This is a genomic window from Methylobacterium jeotgali (assembly GCF_022179345.1).
Lineage (GTDB): Bacteria > Pseudomonadota > Alphaproteobacteria > Rhizobiales > Beijerinckiaceae > Methylobacterium > Methylobacterium jeotgali.
Genome location: NZ_BPQR01000074.1, coordinates 1 through 1,512, shown reverse-complemented (window position 1 = coordinate 1,512; position 1,512 = coordinate 1). Strand labels below are relative to the sequence as shown.

Annotated in this window: 1 protein-coding gene; it reads right to left on the bottom strand. The window is 66.3% G+C overall.

Annotation, left to right across the window (positions count from 1 at the left end):
* Nucleotides 1–75 precede the first annotated feature (75 nt).
* A protein-coding gene (locus tag MFF04_RS18420; protein ID WP_085987083.1) for an IS3 family transposase occupies nucleotides 76–1,427 on the bottom strand; the annotation gives its coding sequence in 2 pieces (ribosomal slippage) (nucleotides 76–1,091 and nucleotides 1,091–1,427; 1,353 coding nt in all).
* Nucleotides 1,428–1,512: the final 85 nt, after the last annotated feature.

Genomic DNA, 1,512 nt, shown 5'->3' with positions numbered 1-1,512 from the left:
TTGTCCGTCGTCAGATGATTTGAGACAGGCTGCGGGCCTCAGGAACGGAGGCACTGGTCCACCTGGGTTGAGAAGTTAGGCAGCCTGCGCGTGGTGGCGCAAGCGGCGGTCGGTGAGAGTCTGGCGCTTGATCCGCTCCCGCTCGCGCAGGATGGCCTCGCCCCGGCCGAAGTAGACGTCGGCCGGCGTGAGATTGTTCAGGCTCTCATGAGCTCGGACGTGGTTGTAGTGCTCCACGAACGCCCCGACCCGCGCCTCCAACTCGCCGGGCAGATAGGCGTGTTCGAGCAGGATGCGGTTCTTCAGCGTCTGGTGCCAGCGCTCGATCTTGCCCTGAGTTTGGGGATGGCGGGGAGCACCGCGGATGTGGGTCATGCCGCGGCTGCCGAGCCAGTCGGCCAGGTCACCCGCGACGTAGCTCGATCCGTTGTCGGTCAGCAGCCGCGGCCGGTGCACCACCTGCACCTGATCGAGCCCGGCGGCGCTGAGCGCCAGGTCGAGCGTGGCAGTGACGTCGCTGGCCTGCATCGTGGCGCACAGCTTCCAGGCCACGATGAAGCGGGAGAAGTCGTCGAGCACCGTCGACAGATAGTACCAGCCCCAGCCGACCACCTTCAGGTAGGTGAAGTCGGTCTGCCAGAGCTGGTTGGAGGCCGTGGTCTTGTCACGGAACTCGTCGGCTGCCTTGACAACGATGTAGGCTGGGCTGGTGATCAGGTCGTGCGCCTTGAGCAGGCGGTAGACCGTGGCTTCCGAGACGAAGGAGCGCTGCTCGTCGGTGAAGCGCACGGCCAGCTCGCGTGGGCTGAGCTCCGGCTGCTCGAGCGCGAGGGCGACGATCTGCTCGCGGATCGCCGTGGGCAGGCGGTTCCAGACCCGGCTGGGCCGAGAGGGTCGGTCGGCCAGGGCCTCGGGTCCCCCTTGCTGGTAGGCGTCGTACCAGCGGTAGAATGTGGCGCGCGGGATGCCGAGTTTCTCCAGGGTGGCGCGCACCGGCAGAGAGGACTGCTCGACCAGCCGGATGATCTCCAGCTTCTCAGAAGCCGAGTACCTCATGCCTCGTCTTCCCCAGCTCCGCTCATACTTTTTTTGAGCAGGCGGTTTTCCAGGGTGAGATCGGCCACGACCTCCTTGAGGGCACGAGCCTCACGGCGCAGGTCCTTGACCTCGTCCGAGGTGGCGGCGCGGGCCGTGTCGCCGGCCAGCCGCTTCTTGCCCGCTTCCAGGAACTCCTTGGACCAGCCGTAGTACATCGAGGTGGCAATGCCTTCGCGTCGGCACAGCTCTGCGATGCTGTCCTCGCCGCGCAGGCCCTCCAGCACGATGCGGATCTTCTCCTCGGCCGAGAACTGGCGGCGGGTGGCGCGGCGGATGTCCTTGATCACCGCCTCTGCCGGCTTCCGTGCCGGCCCGGATGTCTGCTTCATCTTCGCTCCTTGGGGGCTACGATGAACCAGTCATCCTCCGTTCGTGAAGGGCCTCACTCTGTCTCACGGCCGCTGACGGCGGACA